31 protein-coding genes, 1 tRNA gene and 1 pseudogene are annotated in these 25691 nt (G+C 37.8%); 14 read left to right on the forward strand and 19 right to left on the reverse strand.

Annotated features, from left to right (window positions below; genetic code table 11):
- Position 1: 1 nt before the first annotated feature.
- The 4 genes and pseudogenes from SB028_RS04540 (at position 2) to SB028_RS04550 (ending at position 1523) form a co-directional block, all read left to right on the forward strand.
- A complete protein-coding gene (locus SB028_RS04540; protein WP_069367043.1) occupies positions 2-316 on the forward strand; it encodes a hypothetical protein in 315 nt (104 codons plus the stop codon).
- Between the two features lie 119 nt (positions 317-435).
- On the forward strand, positions 436-780 hold the full coding sequence (locus tag SB028_RS04545; protein ID WP_069367044.1) for a hypothetical protein: 345 nt from the start codon (positions 436-438) through the stop codon (positions 778-780).
- A 177-nt stretch (positions 781-957) separates the two neighbouring features.
- Positions 958-1185, forward strand: a pseudogene (locus SB028_RS20695) (hypothetical protein); the annotation flags it as partial.
- Entirely contained in the window at positions 1086-1523 is a 438-nt protein-coding gene (locus SB028_RS04550; RefSeq protein WP_286146173.1) for a hemagglutinin repeat-containing protein, read from the forward strand. The pseudogene SB028_RS20695 and the gene SB028_RS04550, both read left to right, overlap by 100 nt.
- A 318-nt stretch (positions 1524-1841) precedes the next feature.
- Here the strand turns inward: SB028_RS04550 and SB028_RS04555 are convergent, their stop codons facing one another.
- Genes SB028_RS04555 through SB028_RS04565 form a run of 3 tightly spaced genes read right to left on the reverse strand, consistent with a single transcriptional unit; the run spans position 1842 to position 3647 of the window.
- On the reverse strand, positions 1842-2270 hold the full coding sequence (locus SB028_RS04555; protein ID WP_069367046.1) for a DUF6201 family protein: 429 nt from the start codon (positions 2268-2270) through the stop codon (positions 1842-1844).
- A complete protein-coding gene (locus tag SB028_RS04560) occupies positions 2257-3132 on the reverse strand; it encodes a DUF6402 family protein (RefSeq protein WP_069367047.1) in 876 nt (291 codons plus the stop codon). The genes SB028_RS04555 and SB028_RS04560 overlap by 14 nt, the downstream gene beginning before the upstream one ends.
- Positions 3129-3647 carry a PAAR domain-containing protein gene (locus SB028_RS04565; protein WP_069367048.1) on the reverse strand — a complete coding sequence of 173 codons (519 nt, stop codon included), beginning with the start codon at positions 3645-3647 and terminating at the stop codon, positions 3129-3131. Before SB028_RS04565 ends, SB028_RS04560 begins: the two co-directional genes overlap by 4 nt.
- A 375-nt stretch (positions 3648-4022) precedes the next feature.
- Between SB028_RS04565 and SB028_RS04570 the strand changes: the two genes are divergently transcribed.
- Positions 4023-4862 (forward strand): ArdC-like ssDNA-binding domain-containing protein, encoded by an 840-nt coding sequence (locus SB028_RS04570; protein WP_077885053.1) that lies wholly within the window; start codon positions 4023-4025, stop codon positions 4860-4862.
- A 198-nt stretch (positions 4863-5060) separates the two neighbouring features.
- On the opposite strand, the gene SB028_RS04575 is transcribed toward SB028_RS04570, so the two are convergent.
- From SB028_RS04575 to mutY, 4 genes are all read right to left on the reverse strand, one after another.
- Positions 5061-5136, reverse strand: a tRNA-Phe gene (locus SB028_RS04575).
- A gap of 246 nt (positions 5137-5382) precedes the next feature.
- Positions 5383-6453: a membrane-bound lytic murein transglycosylase MltC gene (gene mltC, locus SB028_RS04580; protein ID WP_069367049.1), complete on the reverse strand. Its 1071-nt coding sequence runs from the start codon at positions 6451-6453 to the stop codon at positions 5383-5385.
- Between the two features lie 62 nt (positions 6454-6515).
- Positions 6516-6788: an oxidative damage protection protein gene (locus SB028_RS04585; protein WP_006534840.1), complete on the reverse strand. Its 273-nt coding sequence runs from the start codon at positions 6786-6788 to the stop codon at positions 6516-6518.
- 29 nt (positions 6789-6817) lie between these two features.
- Positions 6818-7858 carry an A/G-specific adenine glycosylase gene (gene mutY / locus SB028_RS04590; RefSeq protein ID WP_069367050.1) on the reverse strand — a complete coding sequence of 347 codons (1041 nt, stop codon included), beginning with the start codon at positions 7856-7858 and terminating at the stop codon, positions 6818-6820.
- A gap of 216 nt (positions 7859-8074) precedes the next feature.
- Between mutY and trmB the strand changes: the two genes are divergently transcribed.
- From trmB to SB028_RS04615, 5 genes are all read left to right on the forward strand, one after another.
- Positions 8075-8794 carry a tRNA (guanosine(46)-N7)-methyltransferase TrmB gene (trmB, locus tag SB028_RS04595; RefSeq protein ID WP_069367051.1) on the forward strand — a complete coding sequence of 240 codons (720 nt, stop codon included), beginning with the start codon at positions 8075-8077 and terminating at the stop codon, positions 8792-8794.
- Positions 8794-9120 (forward strand): YggL family protein, encoded by a 327-nt coding sequence (locus SB028_RS04600; protein WP_006534836.1) that lies wholly within the window; start codon positions 8794-8796, stop codon positions 9118-9120. Before trmB ends, SB028_RS04600 begins: the two co-directional genes overlap by 1 nt.
- 74 nt (positions 9121-9194) lie before the next feature.
- Complete coding sequence (glsB, locus tag SB028_RS04605) at positions 9195-10121, forward strand: glutaminase B (RefSeq protein WP_069367052.1); 927 nt, start codon at positions 9195-9197, stop codon at positions 10119-10121.
- Between the two features lie 22 nt (positions 10122-10143).
- A complete protein-coding gene (locus SB028_RS04610) occupies positions 10144-10881 on the forward strand; it encodes a DUF2884 family protein (RefSeq protein ID WP_069367053.1) in 738 nt (245 codons plus the stop codon).
- Positions 10882-11031: 150 nt separating this feature from the next.
- The gene (locus tag SB028_RS04615) at positions 11032-11982 is read left to right on the forward strand and encodes a siderophore ABC transporter substrate-binding protein (protein ID WP_069367054.1); all 951 of its coding nucleotides are present in this window, start codon (positions 11032-11034) and stop codon (positions 11980-11982) included.
- A 132-nt stretch (positions 11983-12114) separates the two neighbouring features.
- Here SB028_RS04615 and hemW read toward each other — a convergent pair whose 3' ends face one another.
- From hemW to SB028_RS04640, 5 genes are read right to left on the reverse strand one after another with little or no spacing between them, the layout of a single operon-like run.
- Positions 12115-13245 (reverse strand): radical SAM family heme chaperone HemW, encoded by a 1131-nt coding sequence (gene hemW, locus SB028_RS04620; RefSeq protein WP_069367055.1) that lies wholly within the window; start codon positions 13243-13245, stop codon positions 12115-12117.
- On the reverse strand, positions 13238-13831 hold the full coding sequence (locus tag SB028_RS04625; RefSeq protein ID WP_069367056.1) for an XTP/dITP diphosphatase: 594 nt from the start codon (positions 13829-13831) through the stop codon (positions 13238-13240). Before SB028_RS04625 ends, hemW begins: the two co-directional genes overlap by 8 nt.
- 12 nt (positions 13832-13843) lie before the next feature.
- Positions 13844-14401, reverse strand: coding sequence for a YggT family protein (locus tag SB028_RS04630; RefSeq protein ID WP_069367057.1), 558 nt, complete (start codon positions 14399-14401; stop codon positions 13844-13846).
- A gap of 18 nt (positions 14402-14419) precedes the next feature.
- The gene (proC, locus tag SB028_RS04635) at positions 14420-15238 is read right to left on the reverse strand and encodes a pyrroline-5-carboxylate reductase (protein ID WP_069367058.1); all 819 of its coding nucleotides are present in this window, start codon (positions 15236-15238) and stop codon (positions 14420-14422) included.
- 13 nt (positions 15239-15251) lie between these two features.
- The gene (locus tag SB028_RS04640) at positions 15252-15950 is read right to left on the reverse strand and encodes a YggS family pyridoxal phosphate-dependent enzyme (protein ID WP_069367059.1); all 699 of its coding nucleotides are present in this window, start codon (positions 15948-15950) and stop codon (positions 15252-15254) included.
- Between the two features lie 21 nt (positions 15951-15971).
- Here SB028_RS04640 and SB028_RS04645 point away from each other — a divergent pair, with 21 nt between their 5' ends.
- On the forward strand, positions 15972-16994 hold the full coding sequence (locus SB028_RS04645) for a type IV pilus twitching motility protein PilT (RefSeq protein WP_069367060.1): 1023 nt from the start codon (positions 15972-15974) through the stop codon (positions 16992-16994).
- A gap of 26 nt (positions 16995-17020) precedes the next feature.
- On the opposite strand, the gene ruvX is transcribed toward SB028_RS04645, so the two are convergent.
- The 4 genes from ruvX to rsmE all read right to left on the reverse strand — a co-directional run bounded on the left by ruvX (position 17021) and on the right by rsmE (position 19844).
- Positions 17021-17440, reverse strand: coding sequence for a Holliday junction resolvase RuvX (ruvX, locus tag SB028_RS04650; RefSeq protein WP_069367061.1), 420 nt, complete (start codon positions 17438-17440; stop codon positions 17021-17023).
- Positions 17440-18003 carry a YqgE/AlgH family protein gene (locus SB028_RS04655; RefSeq protein ID WP_023581015.1) on the reverse strand — a complete coding sequence of 188 codons (564 nt, stop codon included), beginning with the start codon at positions 18001-18003 and terminating at the stop codon, positions 17440-17442. Before SB028_RS04655 ends, ruvX begins: the two co-directional genes overlap by 1 nt.
- A 142-nt stretch (positions 18004-18145) precedes the next feature.
- Complete coding sequence (gene gshB, locus SB028_RS04660) at positions 18146-19102, reverse strand: glutathione synthase (protein WP_069367062.1); 957 nt, start codon at positions 19100-19102, stop codon at positions 18146-18148.
- 10 nt (positions 19103-19112) lie between these two features.
- Complete coding sequence (gene rsmE, locus SB028_RS04665) at positions 19113-19844, reverse strand: 16S rRNA (uracil(1498)-N(3))-methyltransferase (RefSeq protein ID WP_069367063.1); 732 nt, start codon at positions 19842-19844, stop codon at positions 19113-19115.
- A 250-nt stretch (positions 19845-20094) separates the two neighbouring features.
- Between rsmE and SB028_RS04670 the strand changes: the two genes are divergently transcribed.
- Positions 20095-20745: a prepilin peptidase gene (locus SB028_RS04670; protein WP_069367064.1), complete on the forward strand. Its 651-nt coding sequence runs from the start codon at positions 20095-20097 to the stop codon at positions 20743-20745.
- Between the two features lie 105 nt (positions 20746-20850).
- Here SB028_RS04670 and SB028_RS04675 read toward each other — a convergent pair whose 3' ends face one another.
- Positions 20851-21519, reverse strand: coding sequence for a DsbA family protein (locus SB028_RS04675; protein WP_069367065.1), 669 nt, complete (start codon positions 21517-21519; stop codon positions 20851-20853).
- Positions 21507-22379 carry an MBL fold metallo-hydrolase gene (locus tag SB028_RS04680; protein WP_069367066.1) on the reverse strand — a complete coding sequence of 291 codons (873 nt, stop codon included), beginning with the start codon at positions 22377-22379 and terminating at the stop codon, positions 21507-21509. Before SB028_RS04680 ends, SB028_RS04675 begins: the two co-directional genes overlap by 13 nt.
- 105 nt (positions 22380-22484) lie before the next feature.
- Between SB028_RS04680 and SB028_RS04685 the strand changes: the two genes are divergently transcribed.
- Positions 22485-23405 (forward strand): LysR family transcriptional regulator, encoded by a 921-nt coding sequence (locus SB028_RS04685; RefSeq protein ID WP_069367067.1) that lies wholly within the window; start codon positions 22485-22487, stop codon positions 23403-23405.
- On the opposite strand, the gene SB028_RS04690 is transcribed toward SB028_RS04685, so the two are convergent.
- On the reverse strand, positions 23382-24308 hold the full coding sequence (locus tag SB028_RS04690) for a LysR family transcriptional regulator (RefSeq protein WP_069367068.1): 927 nt from the start codon (positions 24306-24308) through the stop codon (positions 23382-23384). The genes SB028_RS04685 and SB028_RS04690 overlap by 24 nt on opposite strands.
- 112 nt (positions 24309-24420) lie before the next feature.
- On the opposite strand from SB028_RS04690, the gene lysA reads away from it, so the two are divergent.
- A complete protein-coding gene (gene lysA / locus SB028_RS04695) occupies positions 24421-25662 on the forward strand; it encodes a diaminopimelate decarboxylase (RefSeq protein WP_069367069.1) in 1242 nt (413 codons plus the stop codon).
- Positions 25663-25691 lie beyond the last annotated feature (29 nt).

Raw genomic sequence — 25691 nt, forward strand, 5'->3', positions numbered from 1 at the left:
CATGAATAATAATGATGAGTTAATAAAGTTTAAAAAAATTGAAAAAGAAATTATTTTACCATTTCTCCAAAATGAGTTTTCTTTTTTAGATTCGGTAGATATTTTATATCAAGGAATAGACCAATACGTTGAAATTTATGCTTATTTAGTGAATAAAAAATTTGTAATAGAGTTCGACCTCTCGACTATAGATCATAGTATAACTAAAAATGAAATTTTGACTGTACAAGAGTATGAAAAAAGCCTTCAAGGGAAAGGGCGAGCTAAAAAAGAAGCTCGTGATTTTTTACGAAAATTAATGCATAAAGAAGTATAGCGAATGCACATTAATTAATCATATGCAATTAATTATAAATAATTATTGTTGAGAATAACCTCTTCAAACCTACAGGTATAGCTGATTATAGGCAATCAGTTTCATCACTAGCGATCTTAATGGCTCAAAATGATGGCAGTATAGAAGAAATCAATGCAGCCCTAACGAAAGTAGCAAAAAGAACACATCCAGAGGGGAAAAATCCGGCACTTGGAATTTTGATAGCATGGGGTAATCTGACAGGTATTCCGTTTGATGTATTTTTAGCACAGCAGGAAATGACTCCTAAAAAAGCTACTGAAATATTAAGCAGAACACTGCCAACAACAGAAGCGAAAGCTCTTCAATTTGTGGCTGCAAAGGCGTATTTAGCTTTTGCAAAAAGCGGTAGGGAAATACCCAGTTGGGATGCTGGAACAGGTCAATATAGCTTTAAAGATACTGGCAAAGTGATAGATGTTTAGCATCCTAATGGTCAGTTGAGGGTTAGGGTTGGGTTTACCGTTGTTCGGTAAGTAACCCACAGTATATTGCCTGGTTTTATCCCCCCCTTCTTCTTTAGCTGTCTAGCTTTTAGCCTTACAACTGAGCACTAATGCCAATCGTCGAAAAGCGAAACCCATACCGACAGTCGCCAGTCGCAAAGCAGTACCTTAAATGCCGGACAAAATCTGTCGATTACCGCAACGGGTAAAAATAAAGACAGCAACCCAGACGCGGTAATATCACAGTCGTCGATAGTGAACTCAAAGCCGGTAAAGACTTATCACTGTCTGCCACGCAAGATATCAATCTTGTTTCTGCCCAAAACACCGAGCAAACCACCCGCCAAAACAGCAACAAAGGCGGCAGTATCGGCGTTGGCGTAGGCGTGAGTGCTGGTGGCCCAATTGGCGACCAACTCTTCACAAATGTCGCAAGCGGGTTACTCTCTAACGCCAATAACAGCGGCCACGCCGAAGGCACCACGCAATCGGCGGTCAGTGACGGTAGTGTCATTGTTCGCAATAAAGACAAACAAAAACAGGATATTAACGAGCTCAACCGCGATACTGAGCACGCCAATGACGGCAGTATTAACCCGATATTCGATAAAGAGCAAAACCGCTTAAAACAAGCGCAACTGATTGGCGAAATTGGCAATCAGGCGATGGATATCACGCAAACCAATGGAATATGTGTTTATTATAGAAGAGAAGTTCAATAAAGCTTTTTTCTTTGACGATCTTACTCTTCCTTAGCCAATCGGATAATCAATTGTCCAGCTTGGTTTGGCGGGTGAAGGTGTAGTGTGTACCCATATCAAATCCTAGTTCCTTCAATCATTTACCACTAATTTTGTGTGGGGGGAGGGAGCGTTGTTTGGTAAGTAACTCACTGAATATCGTATTCATTTTTCTGAATATTCTTTATCTCTCAATACGTTAACATATTCACTACTATAACTATAACTATAACTATAACTATAACTATAACTATATAAATTCTGTATTCACTGCATGCACACTATTATATAGGTAAATATTTAGTGAAAATATTGCAAAATAGAGCTCCACCATTTTTTATGTTTTGTTGAAATTAGATAATCATCACTAAAAGAACCACCACTTAGATAAAAATTATCATAATCCCCAAATTTCTTATCATATTCATATGTTTTTGGTAATACATTTTCTCCACCAATAAGGTGAATGTGGCTGGCTATAGTGAATGGAGAACTTTGTCCAATATATTTACCTTCTTTGTCATAGAGAACGACAAAAACAGGTTGTTCATTAACTAACCAAAAATAAATACCAAAGAAATTGATGGGGGCTGGATGATAATAAGCTACCTGATAATGTTCATTTTTTAATGAAGAAGAATAAAACCAGTTTGTTGTAAAAGTGACATGAGATAAAAAAAACCACCATAATAAAAAAAGAGTCAGTAATGGATATTTAATTATTTTCATAAATCACCTGGTAATTTTTAGGGGTATCTATCCAGTAAACATCAGAGAAAACAATAAAATCACCACCTTCATTATTTTCATCTTGCCAACGTCGAAAATCTCTATTAAAGACAGGGACGTATCCTTTGTATTGTTTATAGAGTGAACCCCATGCTCCTGTAGTGTAAAGTGCCATATATTTATAAAATTGGCTAAAAGGCAGTACACCATCATGACTCCAAATACCTAATGGTTCAAAATTACCTGAAAAATTATAAGCGTCTTTAATATAAAAACCTATTTTATCAATAATAATCGCTTTTCGAATTCCTGATAAATCATAATATCCACGAATACAAAGCTCTAAATTTCCTGCACCGATGGCAGCCCTTAATTCATCAACAGTATCGAAATGTCCTCCAAATTGAGTCCAGTTGACTTGGCTTGTATAGTCAATATCAATAATATTAGAGCAATACCCAATAGGTATTTTTTTATTATCTAGTGGAGACAATATTTTGTTACGTTCTAATAACCGTGAAAATATAGCTTTTTGGGATAAAATATTATTTAGTTTTTCATTTAGTAAGACATCTATAGCATCTTGTACTTGTTTATAGCGTATTGCCCATGCCATTTTCAGAATAGAATCATTATAATGCTCTTTGGGAATATCTATTGCTTTTCCTACCATGTATTTATCTCTTAATAAATCGTTCATTTCAAAGGCTGGAGTGGTAGAAAACCAATGATCCATCAAGTTAGCTGCTGTATTCCAACCCATTTTTTTTAGTAGGCAAGGAATATCTTGGAGTGATAATTCATCAAAAGGTAAAATTGTACGGCAACCACCTTCAACAGTCTTTGTCACTAAAATACTCATTTTTTTGTTCCTATCCTTGTTTGAAATAAATAAATAACCTCAATATTTTCTTCCTGTGGTGTTTCGACTAATTCTAATTCTCCATTTTGCTTTGACATTCCTTCAATAAAACCAGAAGCAGTTTTAATACCATAAGCGATGGAATTATTTGCATCTTTTAAAATAAATTTTTGGCTAAATAAGGCGGGTATAAGGTTGACTAGAGAATTTGAAATATGATCAGAAGACTTTTTAGATGTCGCTGCGATAACAAAATTGGAACCAAGAGAGCATCCACATTGTACAATCGAATGGTGGACAGCCTGAATTTTCCCATGATTATTGATTCTATCTTCGCCTGTAATAATGATCCCTAGTTTTCCGCATTGGGGACATGTTGTTGTTGGATCTCCAACTCTAAGTGCACTGTTGCCATAGCATGTCACTTGCTGAATTGTTGCGATGCAAGTTGCACCCGTGGATGTTTTATCCCCATTGAGTGCAATTGATTTACCAAATAAATTAGGTCGTTGCATACAGCCTCCTTATTCATTAGATATTCTTATCATAAAAATAGAGAACTATCGATAAGAATAAAGAGGTAATCGCTTTAGTTGTGATGAAAATTAGATCATTTGTAATGATCTTACTAGTTTCAATAATTATTTAATTGTGAGGCTAAAATAAAAACCTTGTAATTATAGTTAGAACTACTTATCAATATCCCTATCGTTTACTCTTCAATTATTACCTCGTTGTTTTTAACAGCAGCCAATGCTTCTGTGCTAATCACTGCACTCGCGATTTGAAAGAAGCGCCTTAGGGCGATTGCAATATTTATTAAATCAACTTTCTTTATTTCACCCCAAATGGGAATTGCTTCCCTATTTGGGGGCTAACAGAAATTGCCTATGAAAAAGGAATTAATAGGTCGTACACCCTCACGGCAAAACGATCTTTATCACATAGTGACAAATAAGATTATTGAAGCATTAGAAAAAGGAATAGAACCTTGGCGAAAAACTTGGGATACAGAAAATGAAGGGCTACCAGTTAATGCAGCAACAGGGCGATATTACAGTGGTATTAATGTCATGCTGTTATGGCTAGGAGCGATTGAAAAAGGGGTTAATTCAAATCGGTGGTTGACGTTTAATCAAGCAAGATGTGCAGGAGGTCGTGTTCGCAGAGGCGAAAAGTCCACATTAGTCACGTTATTTAAACCTTTTACTGAAGATAGTTCAGACAGTGAGACTGAAGATAAACTAACTTATTCATCACGCTGTTTTATGGCACATTTCCATCTTTTTAATATTAACCTTGAAGAGAAATGGATCCATTTATGTGAGGAGGGGGCTAAAAATCACCGTGAACATCGGGTACCGATTGTTTCCGCATTATACCCATCACTAGAAAATTTAGTGAAAGAAGCACAAAAGGTAGGAGTTGAACCGACAGATCAAGTGTTCAATGTTGGGTGGTTTGATTTAATGAAAAGGAAGAAACATCCCAAGAGCATGGGCGAATATCCATTACGCTCATTTTTCAAACGATTATCAGCAGAATGTCACTTTATCATATCACCACATCGCTTTCGACATACTGTCGCAACGCATATGATGCAATCACCAGAACGTAATCTTTATATTGTGAAAAGGCTATTAGGACATGCCAGCATTACATCGACATTAGAATATATTGATGAAAGTGTTGATAACTTGCGAAATATACTTGAGGCGGAATTGATGTGATAAGAATAACAGGAGGAGTATCAAGATTTGACAGTGATTAGGAAAAAAAGTAAAAGTGACAAATAAAAAAAAACAGCCTTGGTTTGAGCAAGACTGTTTAGTTTAAGAGTTTTAACATAAAGTGACAGTGCCAAATTATATTTTTCCACTCTTGTTTGCCCTCTCAGTGATTTAACTCACTGACGAACAAATGAAAGATGGTGCCCGAACTCGGAATCGAACCAAGGACACGGGGATTTTCAATCCCCTGCTCTACCGACTGAGCTATTCGGGCAACGGGGCGTATTAAACCCGATATCGCCTTTCTCGTCAACGTTATTTATCACAAAACTGTTCGATTGGTGTTTTTTTAAACTCATTGGTTAATAAAACGCTATTTATTGCGGAGAATGAGTAAGTATAAAGCTAAAGTCTTTTGTCATACTTAAAATATAGATGATGATAAAACCGTTTATTCAGTCTTTATAACAAAAAAGCTTCCCCAAATTCATTGAGGAAGTTTTTTTAGTTTAAGTATCAACTAACGATAGTTACGTTGAGCTGTACTCACCTTTTCAAGATAACGACGAGATTGGTCGGCAGGGTGTTTATTACGTAATGTGGTATACACCTGCGTTGGCTCTAAGTTGTTAATCATGGCAGCAGCTTTTTTCTTATCATTATGGAATATCCGTAATACACTTCCTGCACCACCGTTGTAAGCTTGTATAACGGCGTAACGGCGTGAAATAGGATCTTTAATATCACCAAGGTAGCTATTTTGTAATATTGAGATATACGCCGTACCAACATCGATATTATTAGCGGGATCAAACAAGTAACTGCGACTTGGCTGTCCTGATTTGCCTTGCATGCGGAAGACGTCACGTCCGGCTGTTGCTGGCATAATTTGCATTAAGCCTAATGCATCTGAACTACTGACCGCGTAAGGGTTAAAACTTGATTCAATTTGCATAATCGCAAGGATCAGTGAAGGTTCAACACCATACTTCGCTGCGGCTTGCTGCACATAAGGTAAATATTTATGTGCTCGTTTATCTAAGTGGTTAGGGACTAAATTAATGGTGACATACCAAATGGTATTTATGCCAGATTGACGTTTTTGTAATTTATTGGTAATCAGATAATCTGCAAACTTATTGGCTCGCCACTCCCAGCGTATAGGTTGTCCTGTATTATCAAGCACTTGTCCTAATAAAAAAGGCTCTGTACTGTGGGGGATATTATTGACATCAGAGTAGAGGTCGATAGAGCCGGGATCTTCTCCCATAAGCAATGTCGTGACAATCGCTTTATGTAATTGGAATTGAGGTGCATCGCCCCCTAGGGTTTCTATCGTGATTGTACCCGCTTCAAAATTAATATGGCTACGAGTTCTATAAGCGTCCGTATACTTTACGTAGTCTTTAGGGCCTGCGATTAATACTTCCTGCATTCCCCAAATCATCTCGATATTATTGGCAAATTGTCCCATTAATATATCGAATGCATTGGTGTCTTTGCTGTAATCAGGCTCAAAAGTTTTAGTGGGTTTACTACTACATGAGATGAGTAGAGGGGCGATAATCAGCAAGAGAAGGATCTTTTTCATGGTCTATTGCATCGCTCTGGTGAATAAAACTCCAGAGCCGTAATGGCTCTGGAAAATGGATATTATTTTTCAGGTGGTGTGTAGCCGTCAATATGAACATCGTGGCCTTCAAATAAAAATCGTACCATCTCTTGTTCTAATAGTTTGCGATCATCAGGGTTCATTGTGTTGAGTTTTTTCTCATTGATAAGCATCGTCTGTTTTGCCATCCATTGAGCCCATGCTTCTTTTGATATCTCATTGAAAATGCGCTTTCCAATTTCTCCTGGGTACAACTGAAAATCAAGTCCATCAGCTTCTTTGTTAAGGAAAGTACAAAAAATAGTTCTACTCATAATAAATCCTCAATATCGCAGGGATTAGCTTAGGCTAATTGTCTAAGTAAATTTTCTACAGGTGCTGCTAACCCTACGGTTGCAGGCGTCTGTAAGTTATACCAAAGTCCTTTTTGCGTCTCCATCATAGAGGTAAAAGTCGAGAGTTTTACGCAAATAGGCACAATATCTAAATGAAAGTGGCTAAAAGTATGTCTAAATGAAATCAGTTGTTCTGATTTACTATTATTGAGTCCATGTTCAGCTAACCACTGTTCTAAAAGTGCTTTTGTTTCAAATTGAGGAAAAGCAAATAACCCTCCCCATATTCCTGCTGGTGGTCTTTTATCTAACCAAACAAGATTATCATATTGTAAAATAAGAAAATAAGTTGTTTTCTCTGGGATCGCTTTTTTCGGTTTTTTCCCCGGGTAATTTGCCCAATTATTTTGAGCATAAGCCATACAGCCAGTATTTAAGGGGCATAATTCACATTTAGGTTTACTTCTTGTGCAAACCATTGCACCTAAATCCATCATTGCCTGATTAAAATACTCTACACCTTCAGTCGGAGTGACGTTTTCGCTGATCTCCCACAACTTATTTTCAACTTCTTTTTTACCTGGCCAGCCTTCAACAGCATAACAGCGTGCTAAAACACGTTTCACATTACCATCAAGAATTGGGTAAGGCTTTTTCAGTGATAACGATAAAATGGCTCCAGCGGTTGAACGCCCAACACCAGGTAAGGCACAAACGTCCTCAAAGGTATCAGGAAACTGCCCTTGATGTTTATCTACAATGTGTTGTGCTGCTTTATGTAAGTTTCTGGCTCTTGCGTAATAGCCAAGACCTGTCCAGAGATGAAGCACTTCATCGAGAGGGGCTTTAGCTAATGCACTGACATCAGGGAAACGCGCAATAAAACGCTCAAAGTAAGGAATAACCGTAGCAACTTGAGTTTGTTGAAGCATTACCTCTGATAACCATACGTGATAAGGCGTTTTTTCTTGCTGCCAAGGAAGCGTTTTACGCCCATATTTGTGATACCAAGTGAGTACGACTTGCGAAAATTGCAGAGCTTCCATCATGTTTTATTTTATTAACTCAGGTTTTGATTAAGGTAAGATTGCACCACAGAGAGAATAAACTGTAAACACTCTTAATATTTATCTTATAGAGTGATGCTTCTATGAGTGACTCTTGCTAAACTTAGTGATCTTTGGATAATGTCGATGAAGTAGCATCATAGCGACATTATAACGATTTTAAGTAAATATTTGGCCTAACGACTGACAGTATTAGACATGATCAAAAATGTAATTTCTCCGGAATTCAATGAAGAAGGGCGTGCTTTACGACGCGTGCGTAGTTTTGTTCGTAGACAAGGTCGTTTAACACCTCGTCAAGAGCAAGCATTAGAAACACAGTGGCCAGCCTTTGGTGTTGAATATCAGCCGGAACCTATCGACTTCAGTCAGGTTTTTGGACGCGAAGCGCCTGTTATTTTAGAAATTGGCTTCGGCATGGGTGCATCGCTCGTGACTATGGCAAAAAATGCACCGGAAAATAATTATTTCGGTATTGAAGTACACGCACCGGGTGTTGGTGCTTGTCTTGCAAATGCTGAAGAAGAGCAATTAAGTAATCTGAGAGTCATGTGCCACGATGCGATTGAAGTGCTCAATCATATGATCCCAGATAATAGTTTAAAAATGGTTCAGCTATTCTTTCCTGATCCATGGCACAAAGCGCGTCATAATAAACGCCGTATTGTTCAAGTGCCTTTTGCAGAATTAATTTTAAAAAAATTAACGTTAGACGGTGTTTTTCATATGGCGACAGATTGGGAACCATATGCAGAACATATGCTTGAAGTGATGACAAGTGTTGAGGGTTATCAGAATTTGTCAGAAACTCAGGATTATGTACCACGACCAGAAACTCGTCCTGTGACTAAGTTTGAAAAGCGCGGTCATCGTTTAGGACATGGAGTATGGGATCTTATGTTTAAGAGGGTAAAATAATGGCTAAACAACGTAGTCGCCGCTTACGCAAAAAAATGCGTATCGATGAATTTCAGGAATTAGGTTTCTCAGTTAAATGGACTTTCCCAGAAAATACCCCCATTGAGGAAGTAGATCGCTTTGTTGATGAACTGATCCTCAAAGTTATTGAGCCAAACGGGCTGGCATTTGATGCAAGTGGTTACCTGAGCTGGGAAGGCTTAATCTGTTTACAACAAATTGGTAAATGTACAGAAGAACATCGTCAATTAGTTGAAAACTTCCTCAAAGAAAACAAAATGCAAGATGTGCAAACCTCTGAGCTATTTGATGTTTGGTGGGATTGATAGAAAGTTATACATTTAGCAAATAATTACAAGGGCATCCAAAAGGATGCCCTTGTCTGTCTGGGGAAGGGACTGTGACTACAAGGTTATCTAACGCATTACTGTCAGATATTTTGCAACAAATTCGTCCATTGATTGGGCAAGGGAAAGTCGCGGATTATATTCCCGCATTGGCTCAAATACCGCCAAAACAGCTTGCTATGGCTGTTTATACGGTGGATGGTGAACTCTATCAATCAGGCATGGCAGATAAGCGTTTTTCGATTCAATCGATCTCTAAAGTACTTAGCTTAACGCTTGCTTTAACACGTTATGAAGAAAATGAAATTTGGCAACGTGTAGGAAAAGAGCCATCAGGCCTACCTTTTAATTCATTGATACAATTAGAAATGGAAAAAGGAATACCGCGCAATCCTTTTATTAATGCGGGTGCTATTGTTATCACTGATATGTTGCAGTCTCGATTAAGTGCACCTAAACAAAGAATGTTAGAAGTGATCCGTTTTCTTACTGAGACTCCGGATATTTGCTATAACGCTGTGGTTGCAAAATCAGAGATGGAGCATCTTAGTCGGAATGCATCAATCGCATATCTAATGAAATCTTTTGGTAATTTTGAAAATGATGTTATTACGGTACTTGATACTTATTTTCACTATTGCTCAATAGAGATGAGTTGCACCGAGTTAGTACGATGTTTTAGCTATTTAGCTAATCAAGGTGTATGTGTAGGTAATAAAAATCAGATTATTACGCCAAGACAAACCCGTCAAATAAATGCGTTAATGTTAACTTGTGGCATGTATGATGGTGCAGGTGAATTTGCCTTTCGTATTGGTATTCCTGGAAAATCAGGCGTGGGTGGCGGCATTATTGCTGTTGTTCCTGATGCTTTTACGGTTGCAGTTTGGTCACCCGAGCTGGATAAATCAGGTAATTCATTAGCAGGTTGTGCAGCACTTGAATTATTAGCAAACAAAGTTGGGCGTTCAATTTTTTAGGCGTGTTTTCAGGAGAGTTGTTATGAATTTAAGAAATATTGCTGTCACACTGTTTTTTGTTGCGGGGACAGCAAATGCATCACCCAGTTTTGATTGTGCTGTAATGCCAAAAGATGATTTACGCATAACCCCTGAATTTGTTGAAGTCGCTGGTTCACAGGGTTTAATGGTGATTTATCCTGACGGTACATTATTTCAAAATGAAAAAAGTGCCACATTGACACCACAACAACAAGAATTAGCAAAAAAATATCAAGCCACAGTAAGACGAGACGTACCTTGGTTAAGAACTGAAACTGGGGTAAAACTGCAAGATTCTCGCAAAGTGCTTGATAAAGTAGTTATTGAAGCTTTTGGTAAAGAAAGCAATATCCTCAATAGATTAAGTCGATTAGAGAAAGATCTTAATCAGCAAATGGATAGAGTCGTTAGCATAGAACCAAATAACATTACGTTCCATTCGCAAGTCATTAAAGATGTTGAAGTCAAAGGCAGAGAGATCGTAGAAAGTAGCCTAGGTGGTATGTTGCAAGACAGCATTAATGAATTGGGGAAAAAGCAATTATTAGCTGCCGCTGGTGGCGACAGTAAAAAAGCTTTAGGCGGATTACTAGGAAGCTTAGATGGTTTCCAAAAGATTATAGATCAGGAGTGGAAGCAACAAGAAGCTGCATTTACACAATTTGGTCAGCAAGCTTGTAGCAAAATAACTCAGATGGAGAATCAACGGATTGAGCTTGTTAATTCACTTAAAAAGTAGTGTTCGTTGTTATACTTCAAGCAATATCTTGAATTATTTAGCTCACAATAATTGAAAATAATAATGAAAATCATTCTTATTCAATTGACTTGTGAGGGGAGCTGTTTAGAATGCCTTGTTTGAGTATTCCACTTAAACAGGGCAAAGTTAATGAAGAAGATCCTTCCTTTAGTTATCGCATCTATCCTTTCTGTAACGAGTTTCTCTGCGTTAAGCAAAACGCCAATTGAATATCAACCTAACCAAGTTATTAGCCAGCAGAATGACAAGGTGGTGATTAAACATCTGTTGGGTGAAACAACGGTCGCTAAGGATCCATCAAAAGTGGTTCTTTTTGATTTTGGTCTCTATGATTCTTTAGTTCAGTTAGGTTTAGCCGATAAAGTGGTTGGGTTACCGTTAGGCAATGCTCCTGCTTATATTAAAGGTAGTATTGCAAGTCACGTTGCTAATGTTGGTGGCATGAAAGCGCCTGACTTAGAAAAACTCGCTGAAATTAAACCTGATTTAATCATTATTACGGGTCGCCAAGGTGCATCTTATGAAGCCTTAGCGAAAATCGCACCGACTGTTAATTTAGGAACCAATAGTGCAAATTATCTCAATTCCGTTGAGTCAAATATCAAATTATTAGGTGAGCTATTTGATAAACAGCAAGCGACTCAAGAACAAATTGCTAAATTAAATACCGTTATTGAGCAAGCGCAGAAAAAAGCCTCTGGATCTGATAAAAAAGTATTAGTGTTGATGCATAACGCTGGTAATTTAATGCCTAATAATCAAAGTGTTGTTTATGATGTTGTTAAAGCAAAAAGAGCAGAATTACCCCCTGTAGCTGAAGAAGAGAAAGGCAAGCGCCGTATCGTGACACCTGAAATGATCGCAAAAGCTAATCCTGATGTTATTTTAATCGTGGATCGTAGTGAAGCCATTGGTGCAGATAAGTTAGACAAAACGACATTTGAAAATGAGATAATAAAAACAACTTCTGCCTATAAAAATGGCGGTATTGTTTATCTACAAGCTGACCTTTGGTATCTTTCCGGTGGTGGTTTAGATAGCTTAACTAAACAAATTGAAGCGGTAGAACGCGTACTTTAATTGATTAATCTTAAGATCTTTATGATATTTTAAGGTTGATAATAAAGAGAATGCCCAACTGTGAATTGAACTGATCTCAGTTCAGAAAACAGTATGGGCATTTTTTAATTTAGCTATTTGAAATCAGCAATATTAAAGAAATAGCTCAAGCAATGAATTGAGAAAGAGTTTGCCATGAGGTGTAATTTGCCAGTGAGTGTCTGATTCACTGATATAACCTAAAGTCAAAGCTTCTTCTATTTGGTGGCGGATCACTTCTTCAGAAAGCCCCGTGTAATCGCTGAAATCTTGTCTTGGAAATGCTTCTAATAGACGAAAACGGTTCATAAAAAATTCAAATGGACGGTCATCATTATCAACAAAATTTTGCTGGTGGAGATAGCGACCTTCCATAAAACCTTTAGGGTGCTTGGTTTTTACTGTTCGCATTATACGACCATCGGAAAAACTTATTTTTCCATGAGCACCACAACCGATACCTAAATAATCACCAAAACGCCAATAGTTTAAGTTGTGCTCACACTGAAAGCCTGGCTTGCAATATGCTGATGTTTCATATTGTTGATAACCTGCTGCTGTCAGTAATTTATCGCCTTTTGAGAAAATATCCCACAACATATCGTCATCAGGTAATTTAGGTGGGCGAGAGCCGAATTGTGTATTGGGTTCAATGGTTAATTGATACCAAGACAAATGGGGGGGAGATAACGCTATTGCTTGCTGTAAATCCGAAAGCGCTTGAGATAATGATTGATCTGGCAATCCATGCATTAAATCTAAATTAAAGCTACGTAAGCCTAATTCTTTGGCTAAACGAGCCGCATTCTTAGCTTCATCAGCATCATGAATACGCCCTAAGCGAATAAGCTTATCGTTGCCAAAACTTTGCACACCAATAGAAATACGATTTACACCCGCACGTTGGAATCCAGCAAAGCGTTCAGCTTCTACGGTTCCTGGGTTAGCTTCCATGGTAATTTCTGCATTCGGGCTGACAGCAATGCGCTCTTTCACACCATAGAGTAAATCAGCCATTGACTCAGCACTTAATAAGCTAGGTGTACCGCCACCAATAAATATTGTTTGAACTTCACGGGAGCCAACATGAATAAGATCAGCATCTAAATCATTGAGTAAATGTTGCACATATTCCTGATGCGGTACTTCCCCCTTTAAAGTGTGTGAATTAAAATCACAATAAGGGCATTTTTGTACACACCAAGGAATATGAATATACAAACTTAATGGGGGCAACTTAAGCATTCTTAAGGGCATCCAACATTAATTTAAGTGCTTTACCACGATGTGAATGTTGATTTTTTTGCTCTTTAGTTAATTGAGCCGCAGTACAATTTAATTCAGGAACAAAGAAAATAGGATCGTAGCCAAATCCACCTTCACCGTGCATTTCCGTACTTAATACACCGTGCCAAATACCATGGAAAATCAGTGGGGTTGGATCGTTCTCATGGCGCATATAAACCAATACACAGTTAAATTGAGCTTGGCGTTTTTCTGCGGGAACATCTTTCATTGCATCAAGTAATTTATCCAGATTTTGCTGATCGTTTGCATCAATACCCGCATAACGTGCTGAGTAAATACCTGGAGCGCCACCTAAAGCATCTACCGAAATACCTGAATCATCAGCAATTGCGGGAAGGCCAGTCACTTTTGCTGCATGACGCGCTTTAATCAGCGCATTTTCAACAAACGTTAAGCCCGTTTCTTCAACAGAATCAACACCAAGTTCTGTTTGAGCAACAATATCTAAACCAAAATCAGAAAGCAAAGAGGCTAGCTCTTTGACCTTTCCTGGATTTCCTGTTGCGAGAACGACTTTTTGCATAAATGTTATCCCTTAGTAAAGTGTTACGCTAAGTAGCCATTGTAAAACGTCTACACGCAGGTAATTCAGGGCGTAAAGCACAAGAATAACAATCATTGCAGAAAAATCTAAGCCACCCATGGCTGGAATAACACGGCGGATAGGTGCCATTAAAGGTTCTGTCAATTGAAATAAAAGATGATCAATTGGATTTCGACCTTGGCTTACCCAGCTAAGGATTGCGCGGATAATGATCAACCAGAAAATTATTTTACCTGCGGCTGTGAGCAGTTCAATAAAAGCAAATGGGAACATTAAAGAGAAAGGAATAGATGTTCCTGATAAGTAAGATGGAATAATAATACCAAGCAGAATAAGTATATAGGCTAATAAGACTGAAGCTGTATCAATAGGACCAATAGAAGGAATAACACTTCTTAATGGGCGAACAATTGGCTGTGTGATCTTGACGATAAATTGTGAAAAAGGATTATAAAAATCAGCTCTGACACATTGCATCCAAACACGTAAGAGAAGAACGGATGTGTAGAGTTGAAGAAGAGTCAGAATGACGAAATTTAAAAAATTCATTAGTTGGCCCTGATGAAATTAAAATTGTTTTTCCATTTCTTGTGCACGTTTAATTGCAGCTTGCATAGCAGAAGCGACGTTTTCGGGTAATTTACCTTCATAAAACTGCATAAGTGCAGCAGCTGTCGTTCCACCTTTTGATGTTACTTGCTCACGTAACGTTGAGAAAGACAACATATGTTGTTTCTCTGCTAAAGCCGTAGAACCACTTGCTGCTTGTTGCACAATAGCTCTTGCTACTTCAGGTGAAAAACCTAAACGCTCAGCTTCCTGTTGCATTGATTCCATAAACAAGAAGAAATAAGCAGGTGCACTACCCGCAATGGCGATAATATCATTGATGGCAGATTCTTGCTCTACCCAAACAGTTGTTCCAACACTTTTCATTAATTCATTGGCAAACTGTTTATCTTGAGATGAAAGTGAATTGTGAGCAAACATACCACTTAACCCTTTACCTACCAGAGCTGGGGTATTTGGCATAATGCGAACAAGCTGTAATTGAGTTGCAAAATAGTCGTTATAACGTGTGGCAGGAATGCCTGCGGCAATAGTGAGGACTAACTTTTTACTCATGGGGATATTTTGTAAAGGCTTACAAACTTCTTCCATCATTTGTGGTTTTACTGCTAGCACAATAACATCAGCTTTTTGAACGGCATCAATATTGTCATTAGTACTATGAATGCCGAACTCTTTTTCTAAAGGTTCACGGCGAACGGAAGAAGGTGAGCTGACGGTTATCTTATGTGCGGGATATCCACCTTGAACCAACCCTGCAATAATGGCTTGAGCCATATTTCCAGCGCCGATAAAAGCAATGTTACGATGTTCCATATAAACCTCTATTTTACTTAGTCGCGTAATCTCTTGCGCCAAAAATTGCGGTACCAATACGAACGAGTGTTGAACCACAAGCAATAGCTGCTTCCATATCATTTGTCATTCCCATAGATAACGTATCTATATTGGGATATTGAGATTGTAATTGCTTAAATGCGAGATGCATTTTTTCTAACACTTCAACTTGTTTGTCATATTTGCTTTCAGGTGCTGGAATAGCCATTAATCCACGTAATTTAATACCTGAAAGAATAGAAATTTGTGCGGCTAACCCATCAAGTTCAGTCAGATTAATACCAGATTTACTGTTTTCATCACTGATATTGATTTGAATAAGTACATTTAATGGTGGTAATGAATCAGGGCGTTGGTCACTTAATCTTTGAGCGATTTTTAATCTATCTATGGTGTGGCACCAATCGAAATTCTCAGCAACGAGACGTGTTTTATTTGACTGCAAAGGGCCGATAAAGTGCCAAACTAAGGCGTGGTTATTAGCAAAATAATGGATTTTATCAACACCTTCTTGGACATAGTTTTCACCAAACTCAGTTTGTCCACATGCTATTGCTTTTTCGATGTCACTCGCAGGTTTTGTTTTACTGACTGCAAGTAGTGTTATTTCTTCTGGAGAACGGCCGCATTTTTGCGCTGCTGTGTCAATGTGAGACCTGACATTGACGAGATTCTGTTTAATAGTATTCATGGCAACTCAGGAGATAATAAGATGAAAATGGAAAATTTAATTGCATATAGTGTAAAGCATAACGCTTCGGATCTGCACCTTTGTTGTGGTGATGTACCTAGATTGCGGATCAATGGAATACTTTATCAACAAAATCAATGTAAACCTATCACTTCCGATAGTCTACTAACGTGGCTCAAGCCTTTTTTAAGTGATACGCAAAAGCAAATTTTTGAGAATGAAGGGCAGGTTGATACGGCATTTACGCTGTCTTGTGGACAACGACTTCGTGTTAATTTGTTTCGCCAACAAAAAGGGGTTTCAGCAGTATTAAGAATAATTGAAGCACAAATTCCTTCTTTAGATAAACTTCGAGTACCTAAATCGGTTTCAACATTATTAGATAATTATTCTCACGGACTTATTTTAGTGACTGGAGCAACAGGAAGTGGAAAATCATCGACATTAGCAGCAATGATCAATTATTTAAACCAATACCACCGTCAGCATATTTTGACATTAGAAGATCCTATTGAGTTTATACATAGTAATAAGCAAAGCATTGTACAGCAAAGAGAAATAGGGCGAGATGTTCAACATACCGCAAATGCAATAAAGAGCGCTTTACGCCAAGATCCAGATGTCATTATGTTAGGGGAATTGAGAGATGCACAAAGTATTAAGTTGGCATTAACGGCAGCAGAAACAGGGCATTTAGTGCTGGCAACATTGCATACTCAAGGGGCTGCACAAACGCTTGAGCGCGTGACTAATGTATTTTCAGCTAATGAGCGGCAATGGATTTCATCGCAATTAGCGTGCAGCTTAAAGGCGATAATTTCACAAGAGTTAGTGCCTTCAATTGATGGTGGGCGTGTGGCGCTATTTGAAATAATGCAGGTTACGCAGGGTATTTCACATCTTATAAGAGAAGGAAAATATCACCAAGTAACGACATTAATGCAAACAGGAAGTGAATACGGTATGCAAACCTTCATGTTAAGTCGGCAACAACGTCAACATGAAGGTTTAATTCAATCTAGTGAATTTATAAGTAAAATTTGACGGGTATCACGAGGTGAAACCTATTTTTAGAATTGTTGTTCAAACCAGCTTTCAAGAATAATAACGGCAGATGCAGCATCTACACTACCTTTATCTAACGAACGGTAACCACCACGTTCAAAAAGATGAGCGCGCGCTTCTACTGTGCTAAGGCGTTCATCATGTAATGCAATTTGCACTCCAAATCGACCATGAAGGCGATTAGCAAACTTTTTAGCTTGGGTTGTGACTAACTGTTCGGTGCCATCCATATTAAGAGGTAAGCCGACAACGACTAAATCAGGTTGCCATTCTTTTATGATTTTTTCGATTTGAGTCCAGTCAGGAATGCCATCTTTTGCTTTAAATGAGGCTAGAGGTCTAGCTGTTCCTGTAACTTCTTGACCGATAGCGGCACCAATGCTTTTAGTGCCGAAATCAAAGCCTATCACTGTTCTGTTTGACATTATGCATGACCTGCTATCGGCGAAATGGTGTGGATATTAATCCCAATTAATTCAGCCGCTTTATGCCAACGTTCAGCAATAGGGGTATCAAAAATAATTTGAGGTGAAGCTTCGACGGTTAGCCAACTATTTTCTAAAATTTCTTTCTCTAATTGACCTTGTTCCCAACTGGAATAGCCAAGAGAAACTAATGTTTTTTCGGGTTGTCTTGCTGTGCCTAAGGTTTCTAATACATCTTTGGACGTTGTGATCATCGTACTATCACTAATTTTGATGCTAGAACTAAAACCTGAAACCGGAGTATGTAAGATAAAACCATGTTCTTCTGCAACTGGGCCTCCTGACATCACTGGTTTTTGTAAGCTAATCGCTTCGTCTCTATCAGTCGAAAAAATTTCCAGTTGATCTAAGACACCTTCCACAGAGATATCTTCGATAGGTTTATTAATAATTAAGCCCATCGCACCGTTTTCATTATGTTCGCAAACATAGACGACCGAACGTTCAAATAACGGATCGCTTAATGAAGGCATAGCAATAAGAAAATGGTTAAGTAAATTCATAATAGTAGTACTGTTCCCTGATCATTTTTATTAAAAAACCTAGCCCTTTTATACATTGTATTTCTTAATGTATACCGCTTATTAATTAATATGTGGGGGCTAGGTTCATACTTTTAAACCCTTTAATCTCAGTGCCTAAAAGTTAGTTTTTCTTGTTTAAGCGTACTTCAATAGCATCCATTAACATACCTGTAATAGAAACATCAGGATAAGCGGCTTCAATTTCACGTGCACATGTTGGGCTTGTTACGTTAATCTCAGTCAAACGATCACCAATAACATCTAATCCAACAAAAATAAGCCCTTTTTGTTTAAGAATAGGTGCAACTTGACGCGCTATTGCCCAATCACTTTCTGTTAATGGACGTGCTTCTCCACGACCACCAGCCGCTAAATTGCCTCGGGTTTCACCTTTTGCAGGAATTCGAGCTAAGCAATAAGGTACGGGTTCACCATCAACAACAAGAATACGTTTGTCGCCGTTAACAATTTCAGGTAGGAAATTTTGTGCCATACAGAAACGATGTCCATGTTCTGTTAATGTTTCAATAATAACACCTACGTTTGGATCATCTTTTTTCAGGCGGAAGATTGAAGCTCCCCCCATACCATCTAGTGGTTTGAAAATAACATCACCGTGTTTTTCATGGAAAGCACGTAGGTGCTTAGCTTCACGAGTGACTAATGTGTCAGGTGTTAATGTGGGAAACCAAGCAGTAAAGAGTTTTTCATTACAATCACGTAAGCTTTGTGGTTTATTCACTATCAGTGTTCCCATATCTTCAGCGCGTTCTAAAATATAGGTTGCGTAGATAAATTCGGTATCAAAAGGCGGATCTTTACGCATTAAAATGGTATCGAGTTCACCTAAAGCAATATCTTGCTCTTTGCCAAATTCAAACCATTTTTCTGGATTTTCTTCTACGCTGAGTAAACGAGTGTGAGCGCGTGCTTCACCTTGGTGTAGATAAAGATCGTTCATCTCCATATAATGAATTTCCCAGCCACGACGTTGCGCTTCTAATAGCATAGCAAAGCTGGTGTCTTTTTTGATTTTGATGGATGAAATTGGATCCATCACAATACCTAATTTAATCATTACTTCTCCTTTATCCCAGATCGCCGAACCGAACCTGCAAAGCGGTGATTGCGGTGAGTGCTGTTGTTTCAGTTCTTAATACACGAGGACCTAATAAAATATCAGTAAAATGGTGCTCTGCTGTCATGGCGATTTCTTCAGGGGAAAGTCCACCCTCAGGGCCAATCAATAAACGCACTTTTTTAACTGGTAAGGGTAAGGTATTAATACTTTGGTTCGCTCTAGGATGTAAATTGAGTTTTAAACTACCATCATCTTGAGCACACCATTTTTCTAATGCCATTACTGGCATTAATTGTGGAATACTATTTCTGCCGCATTGCTCACATGCTGAGATAATAATTTTTTGCCATTGCTGATGTTTTTTCTCTAAACGGCTAGGGTCAAGTTTAACACCACAGCGTTCTGAGATCAGTGGAGTGATCGTATTAACACCTAATTCAACTGATTTTTGAATAGTAAATTCCATTTTCTCGCCTCGTGAAAGCACTTGCCCTAAATGGAGGTCGAGAGGGGATTCTTTATCATCAACAATGCCTTCATTAATTTGCACAATGACTGACTTTTTTGTGCTTTCGATGATTTCAGCATCAAATACTTGATTTGACCCATCAAACAGTGCCAGTTTTTGGCCCGTAGACATTCTTAATACACGCCCAACATGATTAGATGCTTCTTCATCTAATGCTGTTTGAGTACCTGCTGTGAGTGGTTCTGGATGATAAATGCGAGGAATACGCATAACGTGAAACCCTTACGTAAAGATCGTTAACCGTGATAAATAAAAGATGTGATATGCATCATACGCATGACATTATGGCATGCAAGTTATCACTTTGCTTTTGTCGTTATTATAGCGCGGATGTTATTGCGTGTTTTGTCGCAAAATTCCATGTTTTCATCGTTATTATAAAGAATATTCTCGGTATTAAATGGTTCTTCTTATACAGTCGTTTAACAAGGATAACGAGGTATCTAAGGAGTAGATATTTATGCCATTTAGCCGTTGTTTTATCAAAATGCCTTTACTTTCTTTTTTGAATGACTTTCTTGTTTTTATTAAGTTCTGTCTGCCTTTTTCACTATTGTTTTTGTTACCCAAATCCCGTCGTCAACAACTTGCTATAAGCTATATTATTATTTGTTTATATTGGATTTTTTCAATTGATTCAGTTTCTTTATTGTTAATACTTTCTATATTAAGCTTTTATTTGTTAATACTCTCTTTTTTTGATGCGGACTATTTTCTTCTGCCTAATACATTGACTTATTGGCTCATATTTTTAGGGTTGTTATGTAATTACACTGCATATGGATTAGTACCTTTTGAGTATGCTTTTTATGGTTTTTTAGGTGGTTCAGGGCTTTTTTATGTTATTTATTTATGGGGATATTTTATCTGCCAAAAATGTGTTTTAGGTTTTGGTGATGTGAAATTATTTGGTGCTATTGGTGCATGGTGTGGGTTTGAGCAATTGCCCTATATTCTTTTGCTAGGCTCTTTCTTAGGATTAATTGTGTATTTTTCAGTATTAATCACGATAAACGATCGTATAAAAAAAGTGGCATTTGGCTCTTGTCTGTCATTTTCAACATTCATGGTATTGGGTTTCTATTTTTTGCCTTATACCCCTTTTAATTAATTTATTTTGATTTTTGGGTTAGGTTTTTATAACAGAACATAAAATAATAAGAATTGAAATAAAGAAGGCAGTGTGCGGAAATTAATCAACACACTGAAAAGAAGATTATAGATTTTCTTTTATAAATTGCTGCCAACGTGTTGTATCACCTAAGTATTTTTCAATTGATATCAGGCGATAATCTTGGTTATCTTCAATAAATAAAGTCGGAAAACCGCGGCCATTCACTTGAGCCATTAATTGCTGTGTTTGGCTTAAATGTTTCTGAATTTGTGTTGCGCTAATTTCAGACAGTAAGGATGTAAATTGTTCAATATCAAAACCAAGTTTTTTTACAATAAACAGCAGTGTGTCTTTATCACTGATATTTAAGCCATCAAGGTAATAAGCTTCTTGTAGTGCTTTTAATAAATAAACATCTCGCTTTCCCATTATTTCAGCAACAAGAATGGCTGAAATAGGTAGCTGTGAGTTTAATACCATTTCAGTGTTACCAAGAGTGTCACGATATGCGTGACTAAAAACTTGGCCTGATAATTGACTAATACGCTCATCAATTGGTGTGACATGCTCTTTCCATGATTGTCCTCCTGTTACGGCTCTTGCGGGAGTAAACAATCCACCACCATGTAACTTAATGGAATTTGGAAATATATTGCTTACAGCTTCAATCAAAGGTGCAATACCATAGCACCAACCACAAAGAGGATCATAAACATAGTGCAATATTTTTGTGCCTTGGGTATTTCCTGTATTGCTTGTTACTGAGGCCACTGCATTTCTCCTTTTAGTACTTTTGCACTAAGTTCTAGGCTTGATTTATCGGCTAAATTCTGATGATTTTTTTCCATCGCTGCAATAAATTCATCTGAGTTTTTCGTTTTTTCAAGATTTTTCTCAGCTTCAATCAGGTAATTCATTGTAAAGTCAACAGCTTGTAAATCATAGGTTGCTTTTGGTAAATAGTGACCAGGAATAACGGTTTTTGGAGAAAGTGATTTTATTTGCTGTAATGCACTAACCCAATGTTGGCGCTGTGCCACGGTTTGTGTATCTGCTAACCAAACATGAATATTTTCATAAACTAAAACACCGCCCATTACTGCATTAAGTTTTGGAACATAAAGGTATGTTCTATCTGGAGATTGCCCGTCTAAGCCTTTGACGGAAATCGTTTCACCTTCTAGAGAAAAACTATCACCTTTTAGTACCTCAGGAAGGATGATTTTCTGAGGGGCATTTTCTTTAAGTACAGGTCCCCAGTAGGCAAGTTTTCCTGCTTGAGTTTCATTAATGGCTTTAATTGTGGGGGCTGTTGCAATCACTTTGGCATTTGGAAAGGCATCAGTAATGACATCTAACCCGAAATAAAAATCAGGATCAGAATGGCTGATATAGATATAAGTTAGGTTTTTTCCAGAGGCTTTTATTTTATCTACCAACGCTTGAGCATCATTTTTTTGAAATTGAGCATCAATTAAAACGGCATCTTTGTCACCATAAATAATTTCAGAAGAGACAGGAAAAATACTCGCTTCTCCTGGGTTATATATATCTAATGTTAAATCAGTTGCTAGCGTTGATGTCGCGAAGAATGCCGTAGTTGCAAGTGTTAAAGGCAGTAATTTTTTCATCTTTTGTTTTCTCCATAATGGTGTTGCTGACTATAATATGTTGCATAAAACAAGAGAAAAACCCTATTTTAGGCAATTGATTGTTGCGTAAATCGAGCAAATTGAATGGATAAAATAAAAGCATCAGAAGTGTTTGTAACCATCGTGAAGCAAGGGAGCATGATAAAAGCTGCTGATTATCTAGGTATGTCTAGAGCCATGGTGACACGTTATTTAAATGAAATGGAAGAGTGGGCAGGGGTGCGTTTATTGCATAGAACGACACGTAAACAAAGCCTAACTTCTGTCGGCGAAATGGTATATGAACAGAGCTTACAGTTATTAGAAATGGCTGAACGCATCCCTGCTAATACCCCCAAAGAACGTCATCAAATTAGTGGGCTTGTTCGAATTACCAGTTCACAATCATTAGCAAATAGTATTTTGTCAGTGGCGATATGTGAGTTTATGCAACGTTATCCTTTAATTGCGGTTGATTTACAAATTACCAATCAAACCGTGAATTTGGTGGAAGAACGTATCGATATTGCATTACGTATTACGAATCACCTTGAGCCTAACTTAATTGCACGTTCGCTCGCGACATGTCTTTCTGTGGTGTGTGCGCATAAAGATTACTTAGCAAAAAAAGGGATACCTCAAACGCCTGATGAACTTGCTCAGCATCAATGTTTAACTTACCGATTTTTTGGGCGTAGTTTGTGGGAATTTAATTTAGATGATGAACGTTATTCAGTCCCCGTTGGCGGTAATTTAAGTGCAAATGAATCGGTTGTTTTATTGCAAGCCACGTTAAAAGGCGCTGGTATATCGCTACAACCTTATTATTCAGCCAAACCTTATCTTGATAATGGGGAGTTAGAACAAGTCTTGTCTGATTATCAAGCTCAACCAATGGGAATTTATGCGGTTTTAGCAAGTCGGCAAAATATGCCTGCGGCGGTTAGAGTATTGTTGGATTTCTTAGTTGAGTGGTTTGCATCATCACCTTATTGGCTTGCTTTATCGGGTAAAAGCTTGGGTTAGTCGCTTAGGATAATCTGATAATGTCGCTTTCATCACATCAATAAAATAGGAAACAAGTGTTGATGAAGGGCGATGTGATGGGGTAATTAAGCTGATGGTAAAGGGAATAGAAAAACGTAAAGGGCGAAGACAAATAGACTTATCTAAGTAATCAAGTGCAGTGATAGGATTAACAATTGAAATGCCGATATTCTCACTTACCATAGCGCAAATAGAGGCAGCACTTTGTGTTTCCATCACTAGCTGTCGTGTAATTCTATCTTTAATAAAAACGGTATCAATCAATTGTCGGTATCTATCATTAGCAGACAAACTAATAAAACGCTGATCTTGAAAATCAGCAGGTTGTAACAATGTTTTTTGACACAATGGATGAGACTTAGGTAACACGGCAACTTCATTAAGTGTAAGCACGGTTTCTTGTTGGGTTCCTGCTGGTGTTTGTGTATGTTCGGTCAATCCTAAATCATAATGCTGAGCGGATAACCACTCTTCTAATAAAGGGGATTCTTGAGGAACAATGGTCAAGTTGACATCAGGGTGCGTATCTAGAAATTGTCGACAAATTGAAGGTAATAATGATTGAGCAAATGCGGGTAAGCAGGTGATATTCAATTCTGCTTGGTTAAAATGGCGAATATTTTCAGCTGCGTTTATTATTCTATCTAAGCCATAATAAGAACGCTGTACTTCCTCAAAAAAGCGCAATCCTTCAGCCGTGGGTTGTAAACGGCCTTTTATTCTATCAAATAATTTAAATGCTAATAGATGCTCAAGACGAGATAACTCTCTACTGACTGTAGGTTGTGATGTCTTCAATAACTCTGCGGCTTCAGTAAGATTTTGAGTGGTCATCACTGCATGATAAATTTCAATATGCCGCCAATTAAAAGGAGCTTTCATTGTCTATTCCTATATCACAGATGAATAGAGTGTAGCTTATTTGATATTTTTATTCCCTTATAAGTTAATAAATAATGATTTTATTCACCTGAGATTTTTATGAGTAGATAACATGACAACATCAATAACTATGGCTCAATATCAATTAGCACAAACATATGGAACACCGTTATGGATTTATCACGGAGATACAATCTCTCAGCGTATTGCCCAGCTTAAATCTTTTGATGTGGTTCGCTTTGCTCAAAAAGCGTGCTCGAATATTCACATCTTACGTTTAATGAAAGCACAGGGTGTTAAAGTTGATTCTGTTTCATTAGGCGAAATTGAACGTGCTTTAGTTGCGGGTTACCAAGGTGGTAGAGAAAAAAGTGAGATTGTTTTTACCGCTGATTTACTTGATGAAGGCACTCTTGAACGCGTTGTTGAATTAGATATTCCTGTTAATGCAGGCTCTATTGATATGCTTCGTCAATTAGGTGAGCGCAATCAAGGCCATGCAGTTTGGATAAGAATTAATCCTGGATTTGGTCATGGACATAGCCAAAAAACGAATACAGGTGGTGAGAACAGTAAGCACGGTATTTGGTATGAAGATGTACCTGAAGCATTAGCCGTGATCCAACAGTACAACCTAACGTTAGTTGGTTTTCATATGCATATTGGTTCCGGTGTTGATTATCAACATCTTTCTAGTGTCTGTGATGCGATGGTAGAGCAAGTACTAAGCTCTCAAATTGATATCCAAGCCATTTCGGCAGGAGGCGGATTATCAACACCTTATCAAGAGGGTGATGCGACAGTCGACTTGGATCACTATTTTTCTTTATGGAATAAGGCTCGCCAACGTATTGCCCAACATTTAGGGCATTCTATTGAGTTAGAAATCGAGCCGGGACGTTTCTTAGTCGCTGAATCTGGTGTATTGATTTCACAAGTGAGAGCGGTTAAATCGATGGGAAGTCGTCATTATGTGCTGGTGGATGCAGGGTTTAGTGATTTAATGCGTCCTGCAATGTATGGCAGTTATCATCAAATTTCAGTTTTAGATAGCCATGGTCAAATAAAACCAATGACAAAATTACAAGAGACGATTGTGGCAGGACCGTTGTGTGAATCTGGCGATGTTTTCACTCAGCAAGAGGGAGGCATGGTTGTTCCTCGTTTATTGCCTCAAGCACAGGTAGGTGATTACTTAGTTATTCATGATACTGGGGCTTATGGTGCTTCAATGTCATCAAATTATAATAGTCGACCACTTATTCCTGAAGTGCTGATAACAGAGAATGTTCACCAATTAATTCGTCGTCGTCAAACAATAGAAGAGTTATTAGCGTTGGAGTTAGATCTCTAATTCATTCTTTTTATTAAACATGCTTTCAT

It is taken from the genome of Proteus vulgaris, from assembly GCF_033708015.1.
Taxonomy (GTDB): domain Bacteria; phylum Pseudomonadota; class Gammaproteobacteria; order Enterobacterales; family Enterobacteriaceae; genus Proteus.